Here is an 18,256-nt window from a genome sequence, read left to right as displayed (position 1 = left end):
ATTTAATTGGAATCCTAAATGAAACGATTGCAAAGAACAATGCAAATCTGCAATACTAGCATTGAAAAATATTAAGCTTTATTATGAATTTCATTCATAATCTATAAGCTATAATAATTTTGCCGCCTCTTGGTCTAAATACCACTCAGTCACACCGTTTTTCGCTTTAATACGAGCCGCCGGATACGGTAGTTTTTCTGCTTCAGTTTCGTAAATTTCTTTTAAGACTTCCGCTTTCGCCGCACCTGTTACCAAGTAAGTAATACGTTTCGCTTGCTCAAGCAATTTAGCGGTTTTTGAAATACGAATTTGACCGCTTTCAGGATGTTTAGCAATAACCGCCACATTCGGGTCATTAAAATCAGTTTGATGAGGGAAAAGCGAAGCGGTATGACCGTCATTCCCCATCCCGAGAATGATCCAATCAAAAGCTAAATCAGGCACACAAGCGGTCAATTCTTGTGAAAATCTTGCAAGTTCTTGTTCTACCGGCTCTTCGCCTCGAATACGGTGGATATTTTGTTGAGGAATTTGAATATGATCGAAGAGTAACTTTTGCACTTCACCATAATTACTTTCCGGATCGGTTGGTAACACCATGCGATCATCGCCCCACCAAAAATGCAGATTTTGCCACTGGATTGCCGTATTAAATGGCGCTTGTGCTAATGTTTTAAACAATAATTTCGGGGTTGAACCGCCGGATAATGAAATATGTACCGGGCGGTTTAATTGGCTGTATAACACAAATTCTTGTGCAATTTTTTCCACCGCTTGCTGAGCGGATGGGAAGGTGATGTAGTTCATTAACATTTCCTTTTAATTCATACTCAAATCTCCCCCACCCCCTCTTTTCTAAAGAGGGGGGCGGCTTTTTAGCTGAATATTTACACCGCACACTAATTATGCTCGATCTACTCCCCTCTTTAGTAAAGAGGGGAAGGGGGAGATTTGTTGGCTAAATTTATACTTTTTTCTTCATCATACCTGACGGTTTACGCCATACTTTACCATGTTTTGCGATAAGTTTATCTGCTTCAGTTGGTCCCCAAGTGCCGGCTTCGTATTCATATACTCTGCCTCTTTCTGCTTTATAGTCTAAAATCGGTCGCACAAATTTCCAACAAGCGTGTACTGCATCAGTACGAGCGAATAAAGTTGCATCGCCTTTTAACGCATCTAATAATAAACGTTCATAAGCGGTTAATAGGCTTGATGCTGAACTTAAATCCGAATAACGGAAATCCATTGAAACTTCTTTTGCCTCAAAACCGGCACCCGGTTTTTTCAAACCGAAACGCATCGAAATACCTTCATCCGGTTGCACACGAATAATTAATTTATTCTCCGGTGCATTTTGGCTGAATACCGGATGTGGCGTAGTTTTAAAATGAATCACAACTTCGGTAACTCGAGTTGGTAGACGTTTACCGCTACGTACATAAAACGGTACGCCTGCCCAACGCCAGTTATCAATTTCACATTTAATCGCAATATAGGTTTCCGTATTTGAATCCGCTGGGACACCTTTCTCTTCTAAGTAACCTACCGCGATTTGATCATCCACTTCACCTTTTACATACTGACCTAGCACCACATTATTTTTCACATCTTCAGCAGTTAACGGATGTAAACAATGTAACACTTTCGCCACTTCATCACGCATTGAATCCGCATTAATAATTGCCGGTGGTTCCATTGCGACCATCGCTAACACTTGTAATAAGTGATTTTGGAACATATCACGCATTGCGCCCGAACCGTCATAATAACCACCACGATCTTCAACACCGATCGCTTCCGCACCTGTAATTTCCACGTAATCAATAAAGTTACGGTTCCATAAAGGCTCGAATAAACCGTTTGAAAAACGTAATACCAATAAATTTTGAACCGTTTCTTTACCTAAATAGTGGTCGATACGGTAGATTTGATGCTCTTCAAAGTAATGATGAATTTTTTCATCTAATTCTTTAGCGGTTTTAATATCATAACCGAACGGTTTTTCCACAATGATACGCTTCCAGCCATATTCTTCGGTAGTTAAACCGTGGGCGGCTAGGCATTCCGGAATTACACCGTATAAACTTGGTGGAGTAGAAAGATAATAAAGCGTATTGCCGCAACTACCGTATTTATCGTGTAATTCATCTAAACGAGGTAGTAATTTCGCATAATCTAACGCATCAGAAGTGTTAACCGCTTGATAATATAAATGCGTACAGAAATCTTCTAAGGATTGTCCTTCCGCTTTCTCAAATTTAATTAAAGCGTCACGCATTTTGATTCGGAAAGAATCATCCGTCAGTTCTGAACGTGCCACGCCCAATACTGAAAAATGTTCCCCTAATCGTCCAATTTTAAATAAGTTATAGAGTGCCGGAATTAACTTACGAAAAGTTAAATCGCCTGATGCACCAAAAATAACAATACAACTATTTTCGATATTCATTTTTTCTTCTTATCCCGAGTTTATGAATGATTTTATATGTAATAAATAGCAAAGATTCCGTATACCTATGGTGAATTAAATTGGAAAATTGTTTCCCAATTCAAGCTCTTATCCGCCACCATCACAAAATGCGGATTAACAAACGTCGTACGCTGATTATAAGTAAGCGGTTCAAAATTCAAATCAAAAATTTTACCGCCGATTTCCGCCAAAATAACTTCCGCTACAGCAGTATCCCATTCGCCGGTATCGCCGAATCTAACATAACAATCCGCTTTTCCTTCCGCCAATAAACCGACTTTTAAACTGCTCGATCCGTATTGGAAAATTTCAGTTTGATAAGATTGATTAACCGAATTTAACACCTCATTCTGTGCAGAAACACCCATCGTGATTTGTAGACAGTCTGTTTTGAGTAATCCTTGATGACCGGATAGCGGTCGAATTTCTCCATTTTCTTGCAAAAATACCCCGCTTGCACGCATTGCAAAATAAGTTTTATCTAAAATCGGTGAATGAATCACACCTAATACCGGACAATTTTGCTGTACTAAGCCGATCACAACAGAGAATTGATCAGTACGATCAATAAATTGTTGCGTACCGTCTAGTGGATCAATAATCCAATATTCTTGCCAGGACTGACGCTCTTCCAATGGAATATTACAATTTTCTTCCGATAAAATCGGTATATTTGGCGTAAGTTCACGTAATTTTTCCGAGAGAAATTGACTGATAAAGAGATCCGCTTCCGTTACCGGTGTCTGATCCGCTTTAATTTTGATTTCCACCGAACGTTGATAAAAACCTTTAAGATATTCTCCGGCTTCTATCGCTATATGTTTAACCGCCTGTAAAAGTGTTGAATTTAATGGTTGCATACTAAAATTTCCCTATTTTTGACCGCTTGTCAGATACTCTCTTAGCATAAACAGGGCGGCTAAATTTCTTGATTCTGCAAAGTTCGGATCAGCGAGTAATTTATCTATTTCAGCTAATGGTATACGCACGATTTCCAATGGCTCCGGTTCATCACCTTCTAATTTAGACGGATAAAGATCTTGAGCCACAAATAAATGCATTAAACCGAACATATGACTCGGACCGGTATAAAGCGAGCGTAAAAATTCAATCTGTTTTGCACCGAAACCAATTTCTTCTTGTAATTCACGGTTAGCACTCTCTATCGGTTCTTCACCCACATCAACGATACCTTTTGGGAAGCCTAATTCATAACGCTCGGAAGCCACCGCATATTCTTTAATCAAAATAAGCTCTTGATTTTGAATCGGAATCACCATTACAGACGAACGACGTTGCGGTGTTAAACGTTCAAAGGTACGTTCTTCGCCGTTTGAAAAACGTAAATCGACCGCTTGCACCTCAAAAATTCGAGTTTTCGCGATTGTTTCAACCTTTAAAATATCCGGAAGCTGTTGAGTTTGCATATTTGACTCCCACCTCAAATAAATGTCTAAGATACCACATTTACTGAAAATTATTTGTTCTTTTTTATGAGCTTGTTATCATACCACTTTCTGGATTTTAATGTGCGTTAAAAAGGATCCGATATGCAGTTACAACCCACATCCGTCAATATTTCCCCTACCACTTTTTCCGAGCTTCCCAAGCTGATTATTTATAAATTTAAAGCCAATTATGATAAAAATTTAGCCGATATTTCCATTACCAAAGAATTGGAATCTCTTATTGGTAATATGAAATCTCTCGAAAGTATGAAAGGCTTTGTAAAAGGGAAATTCAATAGTTTACGTAGCGGTCAAAAAGATGATATTGAACTACATTATCTTGATTCACTTTTCGATTCTTATTGGTATATCAATCTTGAACGTCATTTAAATTATGAATGTGACGAAATCTACGACTTAGAATCTAAAAATAGAGATGCGATGACAATCCAAATTAATAATCTGAGTCCAAAATCACTTATTAATGTTGAAGAAAAGCGTATTGAGTTAAAAGTGACCGAACATTGCCAGACGGTCAAAAAATATCGCCACTTTTTAAGTAATGATACCGCAAAAATTGATGATAATTTCAGTGATATTTATCTTGGCAAACAACGTTATCGTTTTAATAAAGTTAACATTGATAATGTAAAAACAGAAAAAGTGACTCGTTTTAAGATTTCTCCGGATAAATTGATAAATGATGCACAAGCTCATTTATTAGCACAAGATATCAAGGCGGATCGTATTCTCAAAGATCATTTAAAATTTGAAGAAATTAATCTGTATCTGATTCCGATCCATTTGTTCAGTTATACACAACCGTCAAAAGGCATATATAACAAAATCATTAAATTTAATGCCGTGACCGGTGAAATTATCCGTAATCCGATGTTCCCTAATCTTAACTTAAACAAAGACAGCGTTGCGGAATTAGGTTCAGAATTAGCTGTTGAAGTGGCAAATTATTTTGTCCCTCTTTCCGGCACTATTGCTAAAATTGCCTATCAAGAATTAACTAAAGAGAAATAAAATGAAGCGACAACAATCAAAAGAAGATAACGAAGTTCGCCTTGATAAATGGTTATGGGCGACCCGTTTTTATAAAACTCGTTCGATTGCCAAAGCAATGATCGAAGGCGGTAAGGTACATTATAACGGACAGCGAGCCAAAACCAGTAAAACGGTAGAAGTTGGGGCAACGGTTAAACTCCGCCAAGGTAATGATGAAAAAGAAGTGATCATTACCGCACTCAGCGACCAACGCCGAGGCGCACCGGAAGCACAATTACTGTACCAAGAAACTGAAAAAAGTATTAAACAACGTGAAGCGATTGCCTTTGCTCGCAAAGCGAATGCACTTTCGATGCCACATCCTGATCGCCGGCCGAATAAAAAAGAACGCCGTGATTTGGTAAAATTTAAAGATCAAATATTGTAATTTATAAATTGATCCCCATATTAACGACAAGTTTATGGCGCACGTTTTACGTGTGCCTTCTTTTATTTTAACAAGCGGTCAAATTGGCAAATTTTTTTGCAAATCCTACCGCTTTTACTAGGAAAAACCATGAGTTATACAAAAGACAACGACAAACTTTATCGCTATTTATTCCAAAACCGTGCCGTGCGTGGTGAATGGGTGCGTTTAAACGATACCTTTACCGAAACGCTGAATACTCACCAATATCCAAAAGCAGTACAAAATTTATTAGGTGAAATGTTGGTCGCAACCAGCCTACTTACTGCGATTATGAAATTTGAAGGGACGATTACCGTCCAAATTCAAGGTGACGGTCCACTCAAATTAGCGGTGGTAAACGGTAACGAACAACAACAATTACGTGCATTAGCACGTACGAAAGCAGAAATTGCCGACGATGCAACTTTAAGTGAAATGATTGGCAATGGCGTATTGGTTATTTCAATTATGCCGAATGACGGTGAGCGTTATCAAGGCGTGATCGCATTAGACAAACCGACTATTCGTGAATGTTTAGAAGATTATTTTATTCGTTCGGAACAACTTCAAACTCACTTGATCATTCGTACCGGCGAATATGAAGGCAAAGCGGTAGCCGGCGGTTTATTATTGCAAATTATGCCGGACGGAACCGGCACACCGGAAGACTTCGAGCATTTAATGACACTTGCCGAAACGGTTAAAGACGAAGAATTATTTGGCTTAGAAGCCAAAGAGCTTTTATTCCGTTTATATCACGAAGAGCAAGTCGAAGTTTATCCACCGCAAGACACTAAATTCCATTGTGGCTGTTCTCGTGAGCGTTCGGGCAATGCGATTTTATTGTTACCAATGGAAGAAATTGAGGAAATGCTTGCTGAAAAAAATGGCGTAATTGATATGCAATGCGAATGTTGCGGTACGCAATATTTCTTTGATAAAACAGCGATTATGGAATTTAAACAAGAAGCAGATAAACTGAGTCAATTAGGTTTATAAGATAAAAAGTAAGCGGTCTGATTTCCTATATTTTTTGCAAATATCTCGAAAAATTAGACCGCTTTTTTATCACTCAAGTTATGCTATTTTCTTCGCCAACATGGTAGCAAAACGCATTTTAATACGGTTGCCGTTTGCATCAGTTTTATGCAATTCCCCCAAATCTTCGTTGTACTTCACTAATTCCCAGCCTTGATAATAGTTCGCTAATTCTCCCTCGCCAAAAGTAAATGAGAATGGCATTGGACACGGATATTCTTCGGTACTCATCGCACACACAATTAAGTTATAGCCACCGACTTTAGTGTTTTTCTGCATATTTTCAATAATTGCCGGAATACGCTCACGGTTTAAAAACATCATCACAACTGTCGAAACAATCAGATCATATTCGCCGTTTTGGTTGCCGATAGTGGCTTGATTAATATCGTAAATACCGGTTTCGACATTGCTCAGATTCTCTTTCTCAATCATATAATTTAAGAATTCGATACTCTCAGCATTATGATCCACCGCCGTTACATCAAAACCTAATAAATTTAAATAGAGTGAATTGCGTCCACGTCCGCAACCTAAATCCAATGCTTTACCAGCTTTCACATAATTCACCGCATTTAACACTTCGGAGTGTGTGGTGGTCAGGTTATATTTTTTCGCATAGTAATCTTTTGCTTCACAATAAAATGCGAGCTGACATTCCAAATCATCGGAAAGTGCTTCAACTTTATGCCAAAATTGCGGTTCAACAAACGGCGGCTGATTTTCAGGGGTAAAAATCACACTGCTGACTTCTTCGCCTTGTTCGGTCAATTCATAAAATTTTAATTCACCTTTAAGAATGGTCAGTTTTGCCCAAGTTCCTTCCTTTGTATTGTGCTTTTCTTGAAACATTTGTGGCAGGCTATCTTTGGTCCAAACCGGCATTTGTTTATAGCAAATTAAATTTTGCATAATAAGTCCTCTCTAACGAATAAAATAATGCCAAATTTTACTCCTATGATTTTTCTAGGCAATAAAAAAACCGACTAAAATAGTCGGTTATATCAAAAATACCTAAGATTTATTAGATCGTTTTTTTAAATTTCAACGCCTTTAAATTGGCGACCGAAATAGACTAAACCGGTATTTGGGGTGACATCAATATGTTTCAGTTCCACCATAAAAATGGTATGTGTGCCAACCGAATGGGTATCAACAATGTCGCCTTGTAAAGATGAAATCGAACCGCGTAACACCGGCTGTCCGTCAAAGCCTTCGTCCCAACTATCCCAAGCAAAACGCTCTTCCATACTACTACACAGCATACAAGCAAAATGCTTTGCCATTTCTTCTTGTTCATGACTTAATACATTAATACAGACTTTACCGTTTTGCTTGATGATATCGTGTACGGAACTGCTTTGATTTATGCAGAAAAGCAAAGTCGGCGCGTATCGGTGACCGAACAAACCGATGATACGGTAATACCGATTTTACCTGCCGTACCATTGGTCGTTACGATACTGACCGCGCGGATAAATGCGCCATCGCATTACGGAATTGTTGCGAAAATTCAGGCACTTCTTGAGGTTTTGGAATACAAGACATACAGCTCCTTTTAAATTATTCCTTCCAGATCACGTGATATTCTCGGTTATCCGCATCGTGAGAAATCAAGAAGCGAGCGAATACATCGTCCATTTCATCTTTATCGTTTACTAAGCCGACCCAAACTTCGGCAAATGCGTCAGGGTCAATCAGCGTGCCGATTTCTTGATCCCAATTTTCTGAAGTTTCAACCATCTCAACGGCACCACGTTCTTCAAATTGTAAATTAAATAATAAAATATCTGCAGGATCTAAATTCTCACCCGCCATTTCAAGGAAAATATCATAAGCGAGATCAATCGCTTCATCTGGGGTTAATTTGTTCATAATTTGTTTCTTTTATGTAAAAAATAGCGACTTAATTTGCCAATAAAGGTTAGAAAAGTCAAATTTATAGACATTGGATCAAGCGACTTATTACTTGTCCGGCGGTTTTTTCTTTAATAATTTGCCAATTGTTTGGTAATTCAAGCGATGGATGGTTCTTTTCCGTTTCCACATAAATCAACGCATTGTCAGCAAGCCATTGATTTTCGGCTAAAAGTTTTAACACTTTCGGCACAAAACCGTGATGAAAAGGCGGATCAACAAATATAACTTCAAATCCCTGTTCAGGATTTTTTTGAGCTAAATATTGCAGTGTATCGGCATTAATCACTGTACCGTTGGTGGTTTTAAGCGAAGTTAAATTGTTTTTCAGCAGATTTGCGGCATTTGTAAATTTTTCAAGAAAAACAACCGCTTGTGCTTGGCGAGAGAGCGCTTCGATACCAAGTGAGCCACTGCCCGCAAAACAATCTAAACAACGACTGCCAGCCACATCATTCATTAACCAATTAAACAGGGTTTCTTTTACTCGGTCGGTGGTCGGGCGTAAACCTTCCGCATTTAACACCGGTAACTTTCGTCCTCGCCAAAGCCCAGCAATGACACGCACTTCGCCGGTCGACTTATTTTGTAAAGTGGAATTACGATTTTTTTTCATACTAACTAAAGGAAAAATAAGGATTATTTGATAAACTATGTAAGTTTAGTCCATTTTAAAGGAAAAGTGAGAAAAATATGGCAGAAAAGAAAAAAGGTTTTTGGTCTTGGTTAGGTTTCGGTAAAAAAGATGAACCGAAACAAGAAGACATTCAAGCGGAACAGCATACTGAATCAGCCGCAGAAGAAACGGTAGAGCAAAAATTAGAACAAGCAGAACAACAAGCTGAGCAATTACAAGAAACGCTAGAACAGAAATTAGAAGATCTCGAAGATAAAATTGAAGATAAGTTTGAGCAAATTACCTCACAACCGGAAATCAAGGAATTTACCGAAACAGTTGAACAAAAAACAGAACAAGTTGAGGATTTTGTTGAGCGTATTGAAGAGGCTATTGAGCAAAAACTAGAACAAGTTGAAGAATTTTTTGAACAAAAATCAGAAAATATCGAACAATTCGTTGAAGATAAAGTAGAAGAAGCCAAAACGTTTCTCCAAGAAGCGGTTAACGAAGTTGAACACTCTTTCGAGCAAGAGAAAGAAGAGTCAGTATCTATTATTGATACGGCCAAAATTGAGCAATCGCTTACTCAAACGGAAGAATCATACCTCTCTCAACCGATTACAGAAAACCTTGAACAATCTCAAGATGTTCCGCAAGCGGTTGAATCTAGTGAAAAATCTGCAACTGAACACGAAATCAATCACCATCAACAAATCGAACAACGTGTTGAAAAAGTGGTTGATGCTGAGCTTGCTGGCGAAGTGAAAACCAAGTCTGATGCAGAGGAAAACTATGAAGAGTTAGAAGAACTCATTGAGTTTGAAACAGAAAAAACAGAACACGAACACGCTGAAGAAAAAACAGACGAATACCAAGAAAAACCAAGTGAAGGTGGATTTTTCAGTCGCTTACTAAAAGGTTTAGTCAAAACCAAACAAAGTATCGGTTCCGGTTTCCGTAATTTCTTTAGCGGTAAAAAAATCGATGACGAGTTATTCGAAGAACTGGAAGAGCAGTTATTGGTTGCCGATTTGGGTATGCCGACAACAACCAAAATTATCAATAACCTAACTCAACACGCTTCTAAGAAACAGCTTAAAGATGCCGATTTACTTTATCAGCAGTTAAAACTCGAACTGGGAGAGGTGTTAAAACCGGTGAGCCAACCGCTTGAAATTGATTCGAGCAAAAAGCCTTATGTCATTTTAATGGTTGGGGTAAATGGTGTGGGTAAAACCACTACTATTGGTAAATTAGCACGTAAATTCCAAACGGAAGGAAAATCCGTAATGCTTGCGCCGGCGATACTTTCCGTGTCTTTGCGGTGGAACAATTACAAGTTTGGGGCGAACGGAACAATATTCCTGTGGTCGCACAATCTACCGGTTCGGATTCCGCTTCAGTCATTTTTGATGCCATGCAATCGGCGGCATCAAAAGGAATTGATATTTTAATTGCAGATACTGCCGGTCGTTTGCAGAATAAAAATAACTTAATGGATGAGCTGAAGAAAATCGTACGAGTGATGAAAAAATACGATGAAACCGCACCGCACGAAATTATGCTCACTTTAGATGCAGGTACAGGGCAAAACGCAATTAGCCAAGCGAAATTATTTAATGAAGCAGTCGGCTTAACCGGTATTACCCTAACGAAATTAGACGGCACGGCAAAAGGCGGTGTAATCTTTGCAATTGCTGACCAATTTAATATTCCAATTCGCTTTATCGGGGTTGGAGAAAAGATTGAGGATCTACGTCCGTTCAATGCAGAAGAATTTATCGAAGCATTATTTGAACACGAAGAATAACAATTATTACGAGCAGGCAGGAAAGCTAATTTTTGCAAAAAATAAATGAAATTAAACCGCTATTTCTGAGTGTATCGTGATAGAAAAAGGTAAACACAATGATTAAATTCACAAATGTAAGTAAAGCCTACAAAGGCGGTAAGCCGGCATTGCAAGGGATTAATTTTCATCTGCCGGCTGGTGGTATGGCATATTTAACTGGCCACTCTGGTGCGGGTAAAAGCACCTTGCTTAAACTGATTATGGGGATTGAACGTGCAAACGGTGGACAAGTGATGTTTAACGGACACGATATTACTCGCCTTGAAGCACACGAATTGCCGTTTTTACGCCGTCAAATCGGTATGGTTCACCAAGATTACCGTTTACTTACCGATCGTACCATTTTGGATAATGTTGCATTACCGCTGATTATCCAAGGTATGCATCAGCAAATTGTTGAACGTGAAGCTCGTATTGCATTAGAACGAGTCGGTTTAGCCAATAAAGCCAATTATTTGCCCTCACACCTTTCAGGCGGCGAACAGCAACGTGTGGATATTGCTCGTGCGATTGTACATCGTCCGATTTTATTATTAGCCGATGAACCGACCGGTAACTTAGACGAAAAATTATCGTTTGAGATTTTCCGCTTATTTGAAGAATTTAATCAATCCGGCACAACAGTATTGGTTGCAACTCACGATACGAATATTATTTCAAAACGCCCGAAACCATGCTTAGTATTAGAGCAAGGTCATCTCAGAAATTAAGGAAACAATATGGCTCGTTCATTTAGCACAACGCTTGGCGCTCAAACTCGTTATACCTTACGTTCTGTCTGGCAAGATCTAAAAAAACGTAAGTTTGGTACTTTTCTGACTGTACTGGTCATTGCAGTATCTCTGACAATTCCAACTGTAAGTTATTTGCTATGGAAAAATACCCATCATGCGGCGACTGAATTTTATCCGGAACCGGAGCTGACAATTTATTTGCATAAAAACCTTGCTGAACACGATGTCAATGCGGTTGTGGAACGTATTCGTCATTTCGATGCAGAAAAAATTGAATCACTAAACTATATTTCTCGCCAACAAAGTTTGGAAGAATTTCGTTCTTGGTCAGGCTTCGGTGAAGCATTAGATATTATTGACGATAACCCTTTACCGGCAGTAATTACCCTAAAACCTAAAAAACAATTTACCGGTAATGATACGATGCTGGAATTACGTAACGGCTTGCAAGCAATTAAAGGTGTGCAAGAGGTTCGTTTAGATAATGGTTGGCTCGAAAAACTTACCGCTTTAACTTGGTTAATCGCACGTATTGCAATGGTTTGTACGGTGTTAATGTTAATTGCAGTATTTTTAGTAGTGGGTAATGCAGTACGTACTGATGTCGCAAATAGCAAAGCATCAATTGAAGTACAGCAATTATTAGGTGCAACTGATCACTTTATTGCTCGCCCATTCCTATATACCGGTATGATTTACGGTTTTTTCGGTAGTTTACTTGCGATTTTATTTAGTGCGGTTTTAATTAGCTACTTTACGGGGGTGGTAAAATATGTCACCGATATGTTCACGGTCAAATTTGAATTAAACGGTTTAGATTTCAGTGAAATGTTCTTTTTGATCGTAGCGTGTATCTTTATCGGCTGGCTGTCGGCAAAAATTGCGACTAATCGACATATTTTCCGAATCGGATCTAAATACTAGCCAATATAAAAAAGCACCTTTCGGTGCTTTTTCATTTCAATTGGTTAAACTTCTACATATTCCAATTTAAGTCCTAAGAAACCTTCTACTAACGCCTCACTAATTTGGCGATGGCTAGTAGTACCTTTTCGCTCCGCCATGACTACTCGTGTAATTTCTGTACCTGATTTACCGCTTAAACGGAGATAATTCAATGCACTTTGGAGAGGAAGGAAACTCGGATTAAATGCCGCATTTTCAGCATAACGTCCGCAAATAATCTGCTCACCGACCTGTAAAGCAATACCACTTAACGATTCACTATATGGTGCATAAGAATGTCTTCTTGCTTGGATTCTTGCTTGAGTTAAGGCATCACCTTGCTGTGGCAAGTCATACTGTTGTGGATCAAACAACACTTTTTCAATATTTAAATCTTTAGGACCAAAAGAGTCAGGTAAATATTGTTGTAATAAATTATCTTGACTATGCGGTAAATGAATTTTTAATGTTTTTGCACTATTTAGCTCATTCATAAACTGGCGACAATGTCCGCAAGGTGTGTAATTTACGACCATATCCGTAATCGCTGTTTCTCCGGCAAGCCACGCATGTGAAATAGCACTCTGCTCTGCGTGTACTGTTTGTTGAATCGCTTGTGCGGTAAATTCTTGATTTGCCCCAAAATAAAATTGACCGGATTCTCCGATTGCTACTGCACCGACATAGAATTTAGAAATCGGTACAAGCGCATAACAAGCGGCAAGTGGTAAACATTCGAGGGCTAACTCAATTGGTGAGAGTTTAAATTGCTGAGCCCATAATTTTACCTGCTCTGCTGAAAAACATGCTCTGTACTGCTGTTCAGCTAATTTTGAAGCGACATCCGTAATGACAGGATTATTTTTTTCTTGAACAACTTGGGTAATACGTTCTTTAAGTGCAAATACAGTTGGCATTATGCTTTTTCTCCTTTGTTTGACGGGGGCTTATTATAACTGCAAATTAATACGCCGGTTGTGATCAAGATCGCACTAATGATATGAAATATTTTTACTGATTCATTTAATACCAAAATACTAAATAAAGCGGCAAACAGCGGTGTAAAATTCGTCATCACTGCACCTTTTGCCGAACCGACAATCGCAATACCAAAGTTCCAAAAAGCATAAGATAAGATAGAAGGTCCAATGACCAAATAGGCAATGCCAAACCATTGATAAGCGGTTAAATTTTGCAAAATTTCTGCAGAAGATTGCCAAAATTCATAAACAAAGAGAGGGGTCATTGTGATAACCGCTAAGCCAACTAACGCAGTTAAAAATGCGGTATTACCAATATTTGCCGGGCGTAAGCGGATAATACAGCAATATATTGCCCAGCTTACTGCAGAGGTTATCGTCCATAAATCACCGTGGTTTATTTGTAAATTCATCAATTTTTCAAGATTACCTTGACTTAGTAACCAAAAGACACCGATAAGACTTAATAAGGCTCCGCTCAAAATCATCGGTTTAATTTTTTCTTTAAATACCCATAAATTTAAAAATAAAACCAAGACCGGTACAACAGCCAAATAAAGGCTCGCATTGAGTGCTGAAGTAGTTTTTAATCCTTGATAAAGCGTAGCTGGAAATAATACTACGCCTAACATACCTAATGACCACATTACTTTTTTGGCTGATTTAAGTGTCGGTAACGACTGGATTGTTGGTCGATAAAATGCAACCGCTAAGATAATTAATGCCGGAAACCAACGAATATAAGTTAGTGTTATCGGAGGAATCACATTACTTAATACTTTCCCCAATACAAAATTACCGCCCCAAAATGCTGTTGCTAAAATTAGACTGACATAACCAAGGCGAATATTCATTAAGCTCTCCGTTCTACAATCACACCGACACTACTCGCTTGCGCAACTGCCTTCGGTTTATGTAATTCAATGCGTAATGTTTGAATCGCATACTGATTTTGCAATAGGTCTGCGACTTGATGAGCGACCGTTTCAACCAATTTAAATGGCTTGGATTCAACAAAAGCTAAGATTTTTTCTGAAACTTCCGCATAATTTAAACAATATTGCACATCATCTGTTTCTATCGCTTTAGCAAAATCCCATTCCATTTCAATATTAAATACCAAACGTTGTTTAATGGTATGCTCCCAATCATAAGCACCGATAGAAGCAAACGCCGTCAATTCGTGAATAAAAACTTTATCCGCCATTTTAGTTTCCTTAAGAAGTTTGTGATAACATTGCCGAGAATATAGCATAGAACGCTAATGTAAGGACAATTTATGAGTATTACCGCCTATTTGTTAATTGTATTTGCCTACTTGTTAGGCTCGATCTCAAGTGCCATTATTTTATGCCGTTTAGCCGGCTTGCCAGATCCGAGAGAACAGGGTTCACATAATCCCGGTGCAACTAACGTATTACGTATCGGTGGAAAATTTTTAGCTTTAGGTGTGTTGTTATTTGATATTTTAAAAGGTGCAGTGCCAGTCATATTGGCATTTCTATTTGATTTAACGCCTTCAGCCATCGGCTTTATTGCTTTAGCCACTTGTTTAGGGCATATCTTCCCAGTATTTTTTCAATTTCGTGGAGGCAAAGGTGTTGCAACTGCCTTCGGTGCGTTATTACCGATTAGTTTAGCCGTTTCAGCCGTTGCATTATGTAGCTGGCTGATTGTCTTCCTGTTATTTGGTTACTCATCATTAAGTGCCGTCTTAACTGCCTTATTATTGCCTTTTTACGTTTGGTGGTTCCGCCCCGAGTTTACCTTTCCAGTTGCATTAGTCTGCTGTTTATTGGTCTATCGCCATCACGAAAATATTCAACGCTTATGGCGAGGTCAAGAACAGCCACTTTGGGTAAGAAAATGAGCAAACAAGCGGTTAAATTTGATGAAAAATTGACAAAAACTTAGCTAATTCAACCGCTTGTATCACTTATAAAAAATAAAGCCTAATTCGTTGGAATTAGGCTTTTATCCGAAATTATGTAGCAAATGCACAAATAGGCTAATTTGTATCAATGATGTAGGGGTGAATTGCATTCGCCCAAACAATTTATGATGACTACCAATAAGGGCGGACACGGTTCGCCCCTACAAATACACTTTTGTGCAACTGCTACATAATGCCGATTTTATCTATCCGATTATCTTCTATTGTAACGCTTTTTCAATTTTCTCATATAAATCACGTGCTAAACCGTCTAAGCTACCAAGACGTTCCAAGCCACGTTTCATTAAGGTTTGACGCTGATTATCATAACGAGAAAGTTTAATTAGCGGTTCAATTAAACGTGATGCCACTTGTGGATTACTATCATTCAGTTTAATTAAAACATCAACTAAGAATCGGTAGCCTGAACCGTCAATTGCATGAAATGCTTTAGGATTTTGACTTGCAAAAGCACCGACCAATGAACGTAATCTATTCGGGTTGTTAAAGTTAAAACTGCGATGCTCTAATAAAGATTGAACAAGCTCCAAGACATTCTCATCCGGGCGTGTCGCTTGCAACATAAACCACTTATCCATAACTAAACCGTCATCTTGCCATTTCTGTTCAAAATCCGCTAATAGTTGATCTCGACAGGCTAATTGTGCTTTAGTCGCCGCCGAAAGTGCCGCTAAAGTATCGGTCATATTATCCGCTTGCTGATAATGCTTATAAGTTAATCCGTTACCTAAATCTGTAAAGGCTAAATAAGATAAACATAGATTACGTAATGCTCGTTTTGACATATCCTCAGCCACAACACGATAAGCATCACAACGATTACGGTTATATACGTGTAATAGACGATCTCGCAATGTTTCAGCAATACTGCGTAACATAAATTCACGAGTGACGGCAATACCGACTGGATCAATCACTTTAAACACTTCTGCAAATTCCGTTTCTTTCGGTAATGTCAGCATTAATGCGGTTAATTCCGGATCGGTTTCGTAATTATCCAATAAATAAACCAATGCTTCGGTTAATTCCGCAGAGAACGTAAATGCCTCACCCGATTGATGACGAGTTAAATTCAGACGTAACTCATTGTTAAATAAGGTTTGTCTTGCATCCCAACGAACAAAATCATTCTGAGCAAATTTGAGTAATGCGATTAATTGTGCATTACTATACGCATAATCCAAGCGTACCGGTGCCGAGAAATCACATAATAATGCCGGAACAGGCTTATGCATGACATTATGAAACTCAAAGGTTTGATGCTCTTGCAAAATATCCAATACATTATTTAGTGTTGTACCTTCAAACTGTAATGCAATCGGCGAACCGTCTTGTTGACTATATAACTCAATTTTTAACGGAATATGTAAATTGACTTTTTCCAGTTGATCTGCGGTTGCCGGCGTATGTTGCGAAACGTATAAACGATAGATATGGTGCATTTCATCATATTCATCACTCACGCTAAGTTCAGGCGTACCGGATTGGCTATACCAACGGCGGAATTGGGTTAAATCAATACCCGAAGCACGTTCCATTGCAGATACGAAATCTTCACAAGTTGCGGCAGAACCGTCATTTTCCGCAACATATAATTGCATCCCTTTTTGGAATTTTTCTTCACCCAATAAGGTGTGAATCATACGAATCACTTCCGCCCCTTTCTCATAGACGGTAACAGTATAGAAGTTATTCATTTCAATCACTTTTTCCGGGCGAATCGGGTGTGCCATTGGGCTGGCATCTTCAGCAAATTGTACTGCACGCAATAAACGTACATCTTCAATACGTTTTGCCGGACGTGACCATAAATCTGAGGTAAATTCTTGATCACGGAATACGGTTAAACCTTCTTTAAGACTAAGCTGGAACCAATCTCGGCAGGTAATACGGTTACCGGTCCAGTTATGGAAATATTCGTGTGCAATCACGCTCTCAATATCTAAATAGTCAGTATCGGTTGCTGTTTCCGGTTTTGCCAGCACAAATTTAGAGTTGAAAACATTTAAGCCTTTGTTTTCCATAGCGCCCATATTGAAGAAATCAACCGCGACAATCATATAGATATCCAAATCGTATTCTAAACCGAAACGATCTTCATCCCATTTCATGGCTCGTTTTAAACTTTCCATCGCCCAGCCGGCACGATCTAAATTGCCGCGATCAACATAGATCTCTAATGCCACTTCACGACCGCTTTTAGTCATAAATTTATCTTGTAACAGATCAAAATCGCCAGCAACCAACGCAAATAAATAACTTGGTTTAAAGAACGGATCTTCCCATTCAACCCAATGACGACCATCTTCTAAATCGCCTTGTGCCATGCGGTTACCATTAGAAAGTAAGAACGGATATTTGGCTTTAGAAGCGGTAATTTTTGTGCGATATTTGGCAAGCACATCCGGACGATCCAACATATAGGTAATTTGACGGAAGCCTTCCGCTTCGCATTGAGTACAAATGCCGTCACCGGATTGGTATAAACCTTGCAGAGAAGTGTTTTGTGCCGGGTTTAAACCGGTTTCAATTTGTAATTCAAATGGAGATGCAACCCCGGTAACATCAACGGTTAATGATTCACTATCTTTCTCAAAACGCTCAAAGGTTTCGCCGTTTAATTTTAATGAGAGAAAATCAAAACTATGTCCGTCTAAACGAATATGTGTCGCTTCCTCATTTTTACGTTCGACAGTTAAGGTTGAGGTCACGAAAGTGCGGTTAGGGTCAAGTTGAAAATCGAGATAAATATCAGTGATAGTAAAATCCGGTGCACGATAATCTTTTCTATATTTGGCTTTAGGTTGCATACTATTTTCCTTGAATGATTTGGT

Annotated in this window: 17 protein-coding genes and 2 pseudogenes; 7 read left to right on the top strand and 12 right to left on the bottom strand. The window is 38.7% G+C overall.

Annotated elements, in window-relative coordinates; all coding sequences use genetic code 11:
* Positions 1–108: 108 nt before the first annotated feature.
* From pgl to nudE, 4 genes are all read right to left on the bottom strand, one after another.
* Positions 109–807, bottom strand: a complete 699-nt coding sequence (pgl, locus tag NYR89_RS00195; RefSeq protein WP_279445847.1) for a 6-phosphogluconolactonase — start codon at positions 805–807, stop codon at positions 109–111.
* Between the two features lie 157 nt (positions 808–964).
* Complete coding sequence (gene zwf, locus NYR89_RS00190) at positions 965–2,452, bottom strand: glucose-6-phosphate dehydrogenase (protein ID WP_279445846.1); 1,488 nt, start codon at positions 2,450–2,452, stop codon at positions 965–967.
* Between the two features lie 65 nt (positions 2,453–2,517).
* Positions 2,518–3,333, bottom strand: coding sequence for a 3'(2'),5'-bisphosphate nucleotidase CysQ (gene cysQ / locus NYR89_RS00185; RefSeq protein ID WP_279445845.1), 816 nt, complete (start codon positions 3,331–3,333; stop codon positions 2,518–2,520).
* Positions 3,334–3,345: 12 nt separating this feature from the next.
* Positions 3,346–3,900 (bottom strand): ADP compounds hydrolase NudE, encoded by a 555-nt coding sequence (gene nudE / locus NYR89_RS00180; RefSeq protein WP_279445844.1) that lies wholly within the window; start codon positions 3,898–3,900, stop codon positions 3,346–3,348.
* 123 nt (positions 3,901–4,023) lie between these two features.
* On the opposite strand from nudE, the gene NYR89_RS00175 reads away from it, so the two are divergent.
* The 3 genes from NYR89_RS00175 (at position 4,024) to hslO (ending at position 6,382) form a co-directional block, all read left to right on the top strand.
* Complete coding sequence (locus NYR89_RS00175; protein WP_279445843.1) at positions 4,024–4,953, top strand: hypothetical protein; 930 nt, start codon at positions 4,024–4,026, stop codon at positions 4,951–4,953.
* Position 4,954: 1 nt separating this feature from the next.
* Complete coding sequence (gene hslR / locus NYR89_RS00170) at positions 4,955–5,362, top strand: ribosome-associated heat shock protein Hsp15 (RefSeq protein ID WP_279445842.1); 408 nt, start codon at positions 4,955–4,957, stop codon at positions 5,360–5,362.
* A 129-nt stretch (positions 5,363–5,491) separates the two neighbouring features.
* Positions 5,492–6,382, top strand: a complete 891-nt coding sequence (gene hslO, locus NYR89_RS00165; protein ID WP_279445841.1) for an Hsp33 family molecular chaperone HslO — start codon at positions 5,492–5,494, stop codon at positions 6,380–6,382.
* A gap of 78 nt (positions 6,383–6,460) precedes the next feature.
* On the opposite strand, the gene tehB is transcribed toward hslO, so the two are convergent.
* From tehB to rsmD, 4 genes and pseudogenes are all read right to left on the bottom strand, one after another.
* Entirely contained in the window at positions 6,461–7,333 is an 873-nt protein-coding gene (gene tehB / locus NYR89_RS00160) for an SAM-dependent methyltransferase TehB (protein WP_279445840.1), read from the bottom strand.
* Between the two features lie 125 nt (positions 7,334–7,458).
* A pseudogene (hpaC, locus tag NYR89_RS00155) lies at positions 7,459–7,969 on the bottom strand (4-hydroxyphenylacetate 3-monooxygenase, reductase component).
* Positions 7,970–7,984: 15 nt separating this feature from the next.
* Positions 7,985–8,296 carry an HI1450 family dsDNA-mimic protein gene (locus NYR89_RS00150; protein WP_005598462.1) on the bottom strand — a complete coding sequence of 104 codons (312 nt, stop codon included), beginning with the start codon at positions 8,294–8,296 and terminating at the stop codon, positions 7,985–7,987.
* Between the two features lie 64 nt (positions 8,297–8,360).
* Complete coding sequence (gene rsmD, locus NYR89_RS00145) at positions 8,361–8,954, bottom strand: 16S rRNA (guanine(966)-N(2))-methyltransferase RsmD (protein ID WP_279445839.1); 594 nt, start codon at positions 8,952–8,954, stop codon at positions 8,361–8,363.
* A gap of 77 nt (positions 8,955–9,031) precedes the next feature.
* Here rsmD and ftsY point away from each other — a divergent pair.
* From ftsY to ftsX, 3 genes and pseudogenes are all read left to right on the top strand, one after another.
* Positions 9,032–10,767, top strand: a pseudogene (gene ftsY, locus NYR89_RS00140) (signal recognition particle-docking protein FtsY).
* Positions 10,768–10,865: 98 nt separating this feature from the next.
* Positions 10,866–11,519 carry a cell division ATP-binding protein FtsE gene (gene ftsE / locus NYR89_RS00135; protein ID WP_279445838.1) on the top strand — a complete coding sequence of 218 codons (654 nt, stop codon included), beginning with the start codon at positions 10,866–10,868 and terminating at the stop codon, positions 11,517–11,519.
* 9 nt (positions 11,520–11,528) lie between these two features.
* The gene (ftsX, locus tag NYR89_RS00130) at positions 11,529–12,467 is read left to right on the top strand and encodes a permease-like cell division protein FtsX (RefSeq protein ID WP_279445837.1); all 939 of its coding nucleotides are present in this window, start codon (positions 11,529–11,531) and stop codon (positions 12,465–12,467) included.
* Between the two features lie 44 nt (positions 12,468–12,511).
* Here the strand turns inward: ftsX and cdd are convergent, their stop codons facing one another.
* Genes cdd through folB form a run of 3 tightly spaced genes read right to left on the bottom strand, consistent with a single transcriptional unit; the run spans position 12,512 to position 14,675 of the window.
* On the bottom strand, positions 12,512–13,405 hold the full coding sequence (cdd, locus tag NYR89_RS00125) for a cytidine deaminase (protein ID WP_279445836.1): 894 nt from the start codon (positions 13,403–13,405) through the stop codon (positions 12,512–12,514).
* Positions 13,405–14,322 (bottom strand): DMT family transporter, encoded by a 918-nt coding sequence (locus NYR89_RS00120; RefSeq protein ID WP_279445835.1) that lies wholly within the window; start codon positions 14,320–14,322, stop codon positions 13,405–13,407. Before NYR89_RS00120 ends, cdd begins: the two co-directional genes overlap by 1 nt.
* Positions 14,322–14,675: a dihydroneopterin aldolase gene (folB, locus tag NYR89_RS00115; protein WP_279445834.1), complete on the bottom strand. Its 354-nt coding sequence runs from the start codon at positions 14,673–14,675 to the stop codon at positions 14,322–14,324. Before folB ends, NYR89_RS00120 begins: the two co-directional genes overlap by 1 nt.
* Before the next feature lie 72 nt (positions 14,676–14,747).
* Here folB and plsY point away from each other — a divergent pair, with 72 nt between their 5' ends.
* Positions 14,748–15,338 (top strand): glycerol-3-phosphate 1-O-acyltransferase PlsY, encoded by a 591-nt coding sequence (gene plsY, locus NYR89_RS00110; protein WP_279445833.1) that lies wholly within the window; start codon positions 14,748–14,750, stop codon positions 15,336–15,338.
* 284 nt (positions 15,339–15,622) lie between these two features.
* Here plsY and pepN read toward each other — a convergent pair whose 3' ends face one another.
* The gene (gene pepN / locus NYR89_RS00105; RefSeq protein WP_279445832.1) at positions 15,623–18,232 is read right to left on the bottom strand and encodes an aminopeptidase N; all 2,610 of its coding nucleotides are present in this window, start codon (positions 18,230–18,232) and stop codon (positions 15,623–15,625) included.
* Positions 18,233–18,256 lie beyond the last annotated feature (24 nt).

It is taken from the genome of Actinobacillus arthritidis (genome assembly GCF_029774155.1).
Taxonomy (GTDB): domain Bacteria; phylum Pseudomonadota; class Gammaproteobacteria; order Enterobacterales; family Pasteurellaceae; genus Actinobacillus; species Actinobacillus arthritidis.
This window is presented reverse-complemented; position numbering and strand designations above follow the sequence as displayed.

Coding starts and splice junctions, on each gene's coding strand:
- NYR89_RS00150 (WP_005598462.1), bottom strand. CDS start 8,296: ATGAACAAATTAACCCCAGATGAAGCGATTGATCTCGCTTATGATATT.
- pgl (WP_279445847.1), bottom strand. CDS start 807: ATGAACTACATCACCTTCCCATCCGCTCAGCAAGCGGTGGAAAAAATT.
- zwf (WP_279445846.1), bottom strand. CDS start 2,452: ATGAATATCGAAAATAGTTGTATTGTTATTTTTGGTGCATCAGGCGAT.
- hslO (WP_279445841.1), top strand. CDS start 5,492: ATGAGTTATACAAAAGACAACGACAAACTTTATCGCTATTTATTCCAA.
- cysQ (WP_279445845.1), bottom strand. CDS start 3,333: ATGCAACCATTAAATTCAACACTTTTACAGGCGGTTAAACATATAGCG.
- nudE (WP_279445844.1), bottom strand. CDS start 3,900: ATGCAAACTCAACAGCTTCCGGATATTTTAAAGGTTGAAACAATCGCG.
- cdd (WP_279445836.1), bottom strand. CDS start 13,405: ATGCCAACTGTATTTGCACTTAAAGAACGTATTACCCAAGTTGTTCAA.
- folB (WP_279445834.1), bottom strand. CDS start 14,675: ATGGCGGATAAAGTTTTTATTCACGAATTGACGGCGTTTGCTTCTATC.
- ftsE (WP_279445838.1), top strand. CDS start 10,866: ATGATTAAATTCACAAATGTAAGTAAAGCCTACAAAGGCGGTAAGCCG.
- pepN (WP_279445832.1), bottom strand. CDS start 18,232: ATGCAACCTAAAGCCAAATATAGAAAAGATTATCGTGCACCGGATTTT.
- hslR (WP_279445842.1), top strand. CDS start 4,955: ATGAAGCGACAACAATCAAAAGAAGATAACGAAGTTCGCCTTGATAAA.
- plsY (WP_279445833.1), top strand. CDS start 14,748: ATGAGTATTACCGCCTATTTGTTAATTGTATTTGCCTACTTGTTAGGC.
- ftsX (WP_279445837.1), top strand. CDS start 11,529: ATGGCTCGTTCATTTAGCACAACGCTTGGCGCTCAAACTCGTTATACC.
- tehB (WP_279445840.1), bottom strand. CDS start 7,333: ATGCAAAATTTAATTTGCTATAAACAAATGCCGGTTTGGACCAAAGAT.
- NYR89_RS00175 (WP_279445843.1), top strand. CDS start 4,024: ATGCAGTTACAACCCACATCCGTCAATATTTCCCCTACCACTTTTTCC.
- rsmD (WP_279445839.1), bottom strand. CDS start 8,954: ATGAAAAAAAATCGTAATTCCACTTTACAAAATAAGTCGACCGGCGAA.
- NYR89_RS00120 (WP_279445835.1), bottom strand. CDS start 14,322: ATGAATATTCGCCTTGGTTATGTCAGTCTAATTTTAGCAACAGCATTT.